We start from the raw sequence: 7,946 nt of genomic DNA on the forward strand, positions 1-7,946 counted from the left end.
AAATAAGGAACGATTGTCATTCCGGACTTGATCCGGAATCTCGTTTTTTACTACTTCTTTTTGAGGTTACATTAGAGATCCTTAAACAAGTTCAAGGTGACAGATTGGGGCGTTCAGGAGTCGAAAGAGTGGCATTTCCACCCAACTCACCTCTCTCATTGGGGGAGCTTGCTTTGTAAAGAGAGGAACTTGTCCGCCGTAGCCAACCTACGCTAAAATACAAGCTTCGGCAGGTATACCTTGGCGTAGGAAGGCGTCTTTTGGCGTGACAATCCCCTCGGGGGTACTCGGGACAAAAGGTTGACAAAGATATACAAATATGTTATCATTATATAGCTTACTTCAAAAAATACAGGGGGATTAGCTCAGTTGGGAGAGCACCAGACTGGCAGTCTGGGAGTCAAGGGTTCAAGTCCCTTATCCTCCACTCTACCCTTTTTTCTTGTTATCCGTCACTTTTAAATTGTTACCATCCATCTCATAGAGGTGGAAAATAGGAGGAACCCATGAAACTTGGCGTATTTTTGGTTCTGTTTGGAGATTTAAAATTTGAGGAAGCTCTCGATAAAGCCCTTAAAATGGGTTTAGAGACTGTAGAAATAGGTACAGGTAATTACCCTGGCAATTCACATTGCAACCTTGAAGAATTACTGGCAGACAATTCTAAACTTGTAGAATTTCAGAAGGCTGTCCAAAAAAGAGGTTTAGAAATATCTGCCCTCTCCTGTCACGGCAACCCTCTCCACCCTGACCCTGAAATTGCATCTACCCACAAGAAAGTTCAGAGAGACACTATTCTTCTTGCTGAAAAACTTGGAATCGAACGGATTATCACTTTTTCTGGTTGTCCAGGGGATGGTCCAAACTCTAAATATCCCAACTGGGTTACATGTCCTTGGCCTGAAGATTTTTCTAATATTCTAAAATGGCAATGGGAAAAGAAAGTTATTCCTTTCTGGAGAGAAGAAGTAGAGTTTGCAAAACAACATAAGGTTAAAGAAATTTGTCTTGAGATGCACCCTGGCTTTGTGGTTTATAATCCAGAAACATTGTTGACTTTAAGAGACGCTGCTGGAGAAGTAATAGGTGCTAATTTTGACCCAAGCCATCTCACTTGGCAAGGGATAGACCCTATTATAGCTTTAAAAAAACTTAAAGGCACAATATATCACGTACACGCTAAAGATACAAAAATAGACAAATACAATACAGCAGTAAACGGAGTCCTTGATACAAAAACCTACCTTGATGAGATTAATCGTTCTTGGGTATTTAGAAGTGTTGGTTATGGAAACGGATATGATTTCTGGAAAGATTTTGTTTCAACCTTAAGATTAGTCGGGTATGACGGAACTATAAGTATTGAGCATGAAGATAGTCTTATGAGCCCAGATGAAGGATTAAAAAAAGCCATATCTTTACTTAAAGATGTTCTTATCAGAGAGCCGAAACCCAAAGCCTGGTGGGCTTAAAAAGGTTACTATGAAAAATATTAAAAATCGGGTTAGCATAATAATTGGCGGGAGTGGCGGTCAAGGAATATTAACAGTAGGTAAAACTATTGCTTTAGCGGCTATGAAACAAAAACTTGAGGTATCATACTTACCCTCCTATGGCGCAGAAATGCGAGGTGGGTATGTGTACTGCTCAATAGTAATATCTTCTAAACAAGAAATTTTTTCTCCTATAAGTTCAGAATTAGATATTGGAGTTTTTATGAATGAGAAATCTTATAAGATGCTTGTTTCTCACCTAAGAAAGAATGCCGTTATGGTTTTAAACTCATCTCTTATTAAGGCTTTTCATAACAAAAACTTTAAAATATACAAAGCTCAAGCTACAGAAATAGCCGAAAAACTTGGTGATATCAAGAATGCCAATATGATTTTAGCTGGAACCCTCGGTAACATAATAAATAAATGTTTCTTCAAATTTAATATAAGTTCTTTATATGCAGGACTTGCTGAGATAATGCCCAATAAAGAGGTGTTTGAGAAGAGCAAAAAAAGTATAAAAACAGGATGGGAGTTGATAGGAAATGGACAATGTCAGCAAAACGATTGAGAAAATTAATGATTACAAATGGCTAATCCCCAAAAAAGATGATATGAGAGTCCCTGTTGTTATATATGCATCAGAATCTATTTTGGAAAAAGCCCTAACCGATAACACTCCGTTACAGTTAATTAATGTATCAAAACTTAAAGGTATTACAAAATATTCTCTTGGCATGCCAGATGTTCATTGGGGCTATGGAGCCCCGATCGGTGGCGTTGGAGGTTTTGATGCTGAGTCGGGTATTATTTCTCCTGGGTTTGTTGGATACGACATAAACTGTGGAGTAAGACTTTTAAGAAGCGATTTAATAGTATCAGACGTAAGTAAATATTTAGAACCTCTTATAAACACTCTATTTAACAATATACCTTCAGGCGTTGGTTCTGACGGACAGCTCAAATTGAAAAAGAAAGAGTTGGAAAAAGTGCTTAAAAATGGCTCGCTCTGGGCATTGGAAAATGGGTTTGGCTCTAAAGAAGATGCAGAAAATATTGAAGACAATGGACGAATTAAAGACGCAGACCCTAACGCTGTCAGCAATAGAGCTTACGAAAGAGGTGCTACTCAACTTGGAACATTAGGTTCTGGTAACCATTTTCTTGAAATTCAACAAGTGACTGATATTTATGATGAAGCAACAGCAAATGCTTTTGGAATATTCAAAAACCAGATAACTGTTATGCTACATTCAGGAAGTAGAGGTCTTGGATATCAGGTTTGTGATGATTATCTTGCTAAATTTGGAAAGGTAGCTTTAAAATATAATATTAAACTTCCCGACCGTCAGCTTGCTTGTGCACCTATAAATTCTCCTGAAGGTAAAAGATATTTTGGCGCTATGAGTGCAGCAGCAAATTATGCTTTTGCGAACAGACAGATTATGACCCATTTTGTTCGTGAAACTTTTGAATCGGTACTTAAAATTCCTTACCACCAAATAAAACTTTCAACTGTCTATGATGTTGCTCACAATATATGTAAAAAAGAAACTCACAACGTTGACGGTATAATGAAAAAACTTTATGTACATAGAAAAGGCGCAACAAGAGCTTTCCCAAAACAACACCCCGACTTGCCAGACAAGTATAAGCCCACTGGACAGCCAGTAATGATACCCGGTACAATGGGAACGGCATCTTATATACTTATAGGGACTGAAAAAGCGATGGAAGAAACTTGGGGTAGCACCTGTCACGGTGCTGGAAGAGTTATGTCAAGGAAACAAGCAATTAAAGCAAGCGCTAACAGGTCTATATCTTCAGAACTTGCTATACAAGGTATTATTGTAAGAGGAGTAAGTAGAAAAGGGCTCGCAGAAGAAATGCCTGAAGCGTATAAAGATGTAGATGAAGTAATAGAGACAGTTGAAGGGGCTGGAATTTCAAAAAAAGTTGCAAAAATGACCCCAATTGCTGTGATGAAAGGATGAGTAAAGTCCTTAATGGAAAAATTTATAATAGATAATCTTGAAGTGTGTTATACCAGCATATATAGGAATATAAAAATTCCACGAATTAAATTTGCGTATGGAGTATTAACGCTAATCCTTCCTTGTCACCAATATAGTAAAAAAGAAGAACTTCTTCAACGGCACAGCCGGTGGATTAAAAACAGATATTTATTATTCAAAGAGATAGAAGCGATATCTAAACAAATTGTTATTTACCCTATTGAAGAAAATGATTTCAAACTTTTTGTTATAAACAAAATAGAGGAGTTCTCCAAAGAGTTAAATGTAGAAACTAAAAAAATCATATTCAAAAAGTTAAAAAGCAGGTGGGGAAGTTGTACTAACGAAGGGGCGATAACAATAAACCTATTTTTAAGATTTCTTCCTGAAAACCTTACCGAATATGTCGTTTTTCATGAAGTAGCACATCTATTAGAGCATAGGCACAATAAAACTTTTTACAATATAATTGACCAGAAGTTTTTTAATAAAGAAAAGATTGAAAAAAGATTGTCTGCATACTGGTACCTACTTTTTTCTAAATCTTTTAACACAAAAAATTTGAAGAAACACCATGAAAAATAAAGGATATAGGAATGCTTTAGTTCTTGGAGGTGGCGGTGCAAAAGGTTTTGCCCATATCGGAGCAATTACAAAACTGGAAGAAGAATCTTTACGCCCTGATGTTATTTGTGGGACATCTTCTGGAGCACTTGCTGGAGCGTTCTACTCGATTTACAGAGAAAAAATTGAAGATTTTAAAGAGATTGAAAAAACAAGAGAGTTCAATATACTTAGTAAACTGGACCTTAGAGAAGTTAATTTTGAGGAAGACAAACAGAGTATTTTTTTTAAAACAATTTCAACAATTAAAACTAAGCTTTCTATGGTAAAAATGCTTAGAGATACATCTCTGTTAAAACCAAACGATGTCACCCCTATTTTTAAAAACCTGTTTGGAGACACACTTTTTGAACAGTTAGATATACCTTTCTACGCTGTTGCTTTTGACCTTGTATCAGGTAAAGATGTTTACATAAATAGCGGTCCATTATGGCAAGGTGTACTCGCTTCTTGTTCAATACCGGGAATTTTTCCTCCAGTTGAATATAACGATATGCTTCTTGTTGACGGAGGTGTAACCAACAGGCTCCCTGTTAAATGTGCTGTTCTTTTAGGTGCAAAAAATATTCTTTGCGTAGATATTAGCGGTTCCACTACCTTGCAAGGGTTACTTAATTCTGTTGTTGATATTCATTTGAGGATAGATACTTTGACAACAGACAGATTTGATATGTATAACAGTAGAATGGCAGACCTTATCGTCAAGCCTAACCTGGAAGATATGAAATGGCACGAATTTAAAAAACACCATTTTGCCATAGAAAAAGGAAATTACTCTATCAATGAGTTGCTTCCTTTAATTAAAAAACTAAGAAGTAGAACATATATCTATAAGAAAAATGTGCTTGCTTTTTTTGGTAAAAATGAAAAGAAAAGATTAAAATCTATTGAACAGGACAGTTATATTTTTATATGATGTGCTAATATTGGAATATGACAATCAATTATTATTAAAAGAAAAAATGACAAAAGGACATTTTTAGTATCAAGGTGTGCAAAATAAAAGAGAGAAAACATAATGGCAGATTGCTTTTATCATACAGGGAAACCATCAACAACAAGATGTAAACAGTGCGGAAGACCTCTTTGTTTGGAATGTCAAATTGTAAAACACGGAGGGATTTTTTGTAGTGAAAAATGTGCTAACGCATTTGGTGCTTTCGTTAAAAAGGCTGAAGAGATTGAATCAAAAAAAAGAAAAACTTCAAGTGTTACTCCTATTGTAAGAACAGTAATATTTTTAATTGTTCTATTTGTAATCTATTTTATTATTAAAAAATTTTTGTTTACTAAATAAAACTTTTCGTCTTTTTTTGAACCAATAACTGCAACACTGTTGTTATTTACATTTTAACGCAAGAACCTCCCATATTTATAAATACTCACAAACAGAACGTAAAAACCACAATTTCACTTATCTTCATTTGAATATCTATCCGTGTTGTTATACAATTATTAAAATATATAACAGTAAAATAACAGGAGAAGAAAATGTACACATTAGGAATAGATTTTGGAACAAATTCTGTAAGGTGTATAATTTTAAACCTTGAAAACGGTGTTATACAGAGTGCTTCAACTTATGAATACCCATCTGGTGTGAACGGCGTTATAACCGACGAGAAGAACTCCTACCTTGCAAGACAGAACCCTTTAGATTATTTAATTTCCCTTGAAAATGTTGTTATTAATGCTATCAAAGAAGCCACCAAAGACAAACTGTTTTCACCAGATAAGGTTATCGGAATAGGGATTGACGCTACTGGAAGTACTCCTTTACCTGTTGATAAAAATCTTAACCCTTTATCTTTTCTAAAAGAATTTCAAAATAATAAAAACTGTATGGCATATTTATGGAAAGACCATACATCTACTGAAGAAGCTGAAGAAATAACATCCGTAGCATCTAAGATAAGACCTCAATACCTATTAAATATTGGCGGTGCTTACTCTTCAGAATGGTTCTTTTCAAAACTTTTACATTTTTACAGAGTTGATAAAAAAGCATACGAGGCAGCATCTGGATTTATAGAACTCTGTGACTATATACCTGCAATACTTTGTGGCAAAAAACATCTTTCAGAAGTGGTGAGAAGCATTTGTGCTGCAGGACATAAAGCTATGTATAACGCAGAATGGGGTGGACTTCCTGACTCACAATTTTTAGCAAAAATTTTCCCGTCATCAAGTAACGTAAACAGGTTTCTTTATCAGAAGGCTTACCCAACTGGAAAGGCTGCTGGCTATTTAAGCAAATTCTGGGCAGATAAACTTGGACTCACATCAGGCGTACCTGTTAGCGTTGGGGCTCTTGACGCTCACATTGGAGCTGTAGGAGCAGGAGTAAAACAAGGGGTTCTTGTCAAAGTTATAGGTACCTCTGCTTGCGATATGACAATTATGCCAAAATCTAAAGCAATTAAAAATATACCTGGTATCTGCGGAACTGTTTCAGACTCTATAGTTCCAGGTTTTACAGGTATTGAAGCAGGTCAAGCGGCAGTAGGAGATATTTTTAACTGGTTTGTAAAAAACTTTGTGAAAGATACAGAAATAGACCATAACTGGTTATCCCACCGGGCTTCAAAATTAAAACCAGGTGAAACAGGACTTATATCTTTAGATTGGCACAATGGCAACAGAAATATACTTGCGGATCAAAGACTTACAGGAGTTGTATTAGGGCTTACACTAAATACAAAACCCGAAGAGATTTATAAAACTTTAATCGAAGCAACAGGATTCGGAGCAAAAATAATAATAGAACAGTTCGAAAAATACGGTGTGCCAATAAAAACTATTGTTGCAACAGGTGGTATTCCTGACAAAAACCCGCTATTGATGCAGATATACGCAGATATTACTGGCAGAACCCTCAAAATAGCAGATTCTGCTCAAACCTGTGCTCTGGGGGCTGCTATTTTTGGTGCAGTCGTAGCTACAAAAGATAAAGGTGGGTTTAAGGATGTTGAAACAGCCCAGAAAAAGATATGCAGGTTCAAAAATATAGAATATAAACCTATAAAAGAAAATAGAGTAATCTATAATAAAATTTACCACATATACAGAGAACTCCATAACTCTTTTGGAATAAAAACAGAGAGCAGGAACCTCTACTCTGTTATGAAAGAACTTTTAGAGATACAACATAAAGTAAAAAATATGAAACGGTAGTTAAGAACCTTCTTAAGTTGAACTTATGGAAACTCTGGTTATGATTAACTCAATACAGACTGAAACCCATAGCCGTATACCTTCAGGGCGCATTTATTTACTAACAGTTTGATGTAAAACTTTAAAAGCCCTCCTCCTACGCTACAATACAAGCTTCGGCGAGATTGCCACGCTAAGAAACCCCTCCTACGCCAAGGCTTCGGCGGGTAAAGCTCGCAAGATAAACTACAAAAGACGGAATGGGGGGGTAACGTATAAAAGCAAAAGCGTAAAGCAAAATCACCTCCTCCTACGCTACAATACAAGCTTCGGCGGATAAACCTCATCCCATTAACCTCTCTGCAAACCCTTGGGGACTTACTACTCCAAACACTCTAAGGGGAGAAGGCAAATAAGGAAAGATTGTCATTCCGAATCAAGCCCCACAGAGATACTGTAGGGATAAACCCCTCGAGCATACTCGGGATAAACCTCACTTTTATCCCTACTCTCTTATTTTTCAAACTTAATAAAACCTGCGTTCTCAACTCGCCATACATTTGTTCCTGTAGCCACCCAAGTAAACCATCCGTTTCTACCGCTAACCCCAATATTGAACGCCAACTGTTGAGAATCTTCTGGTTTAAGCCCTATGCTTGCA

General features: G+C 36.3%; 7 protein-coding genes and 1 tRNA gene. All 8 read left to right on the forward strand.

All coding sequences use genetic code 11. The features are described 5' to 3' along the window. Nucleotides 1-354: 354 nt before the first annotated feature. The 8 genes from M0P98_08690 to M0P98_08725 all read left to right on the forward strand — a co-directional run bounded on the left by M0P98_08690 (nt 355) and on the right by M0P98_08725 (nt 7,306). Nucleotides 355-427: transfer RNA gene (locus tag M0P98_08690), tRNA-Ala, on the forward strand. 79 nt (nt 428-506) lie between these two features. Further along, complete coding sequence (locus M0P98_08695) at nt 507-1,472, forward strand: sugar phosphate isomerase/epimerase (protein MCK9266926.1); 966 nt, start codon at nt 507-509, stop codon at nt 1,470-1,472. 10 nt (nt 1,473-1,482) lie between these two features. After that, nucleotides 1,483-2,064, forward strand: coding sequence for a 2-oxoacid:acceptor oxidoreductase family protein (locus M0P98_08700; protein ID MCK9266927.1), 582 nt, complete (start codon nt 1,483-1,485; stop codon nt 2,062-2,064). Next, nucleotides 2,039-3,487 carry an RtcB family protein gene (locus M0P98_08705; protein ID MCK9266928.1) on the forward strand — a complete coding sequence of 483 codons (1,449 nt, stop codon included), beginning with the start codon at nt 2,039-2,041 and terminating at the stop codon, nt 3,485-3,487. The genes M0P98_08700 and M0P98_08705 overlap by 26 nt, the downstream gene beginning before the upstream one ends. A gap of 12 nt (nt 3,488-3,499) precedes the next feature. Further along, a complete protein-coding gene (locus M0P98_08710) occupies nt 3,500-4,093 on the forward strand; it encodes a M48 family metallopeptidase (protein ID MCK9266929.1) in 594 nt (197 codons plus the stop codon). Continuing rightward, nucleotides 4,083-5,048 (forward strand): patatin-like phospholipase family protein, encoded by a 966-nt coding sequence (locus M0P98_08715; protein ID MCK9266930.1) that lies wholly within the window; start codon nt 4,083-4,085, stop codon nt 5,046-5,048. Before M0P98_08710 ends, M0P98_08715 begins: the two co-directional genes overlap by 11 nt. 102 nt (nt 5,049-5,150) lie before the next feature. Further along, nucleotides 5,151-5,429, forward strand: coding sequence for a hypothetical protein (locus tag M0P98_08720; protein ID MCK9266931.1), 279 nt, complete (start codon nt 5,151-5,153; stop codon nt 5,427-5,429). Nucleotides 5,430-5,623: 194 nt separating this feature from the next. Then, nucleotides 5,624-7,306, forward strand: a complete 1,683-nt coding sequence (locus M0P98_08725) for a ribulokinase (GenBank protein ID MCK9266932.1) — start codon at nt 5,624-5,626, stop codon at nt 7,304-7,306. Nucleotides 7,307-7,946: the final 640 nt, after the last annotated feature.

This window comes from bacterium, from assembly GCA_023230585.1.
Classification (GTDB): Bacteria; Ratteibacteria; UBA8468; order B48-G9; family JAFGKM01; genus JALNXB01.

Coding starts and splice junctions, on each gene's coding strand:
- M0P98_08695 (MCK9266926.1), top strand. CDS start 507: ATGAAACTTGGCGTATTTTTGGTTCTGTTTGGAGATTTAAAATTTGAG.
- M0P98_08700 (MCK9266927.1), top strand. CDS start 1,483: ATGAAAAATATTAAAAATCGGGTTAGCATAATAATTGGCGGGAGTGGC.
- M0P98_08705 (MCK9266928.1), top strand. CDS start 2,039: ATGGACAATGTCAGCAAAACGATTGAGAAAATTAATGATTACAAATGG.
- M0P98_08710 (MCK9266929.1), top strand. CDS start 3,500: ATGGAAAAATTTATAATAGATAATCTTGAAGTGTGTTATACCAGCATA.
- M0P98_08715 (MCK9266930.1), top strand. CDS start 4,083: ATGAAAAATAAAGGATATAGGAATGCTTTAGTTCTTGGAGGTGGCGGT.
- M0P98_08720 (MCK9266931.1), top strand. CDS start 5,151: ATGGCAGATTGCTTTTATCATACAGGGAAACCATCAACAACAAGATGT.
- M0P98_08725 (MCK9266932.1), top strand. CDS start 5,624: ATGTACACATTAGGAATAGATTTTGGAACAAATTCTGTAAGGTGTATA.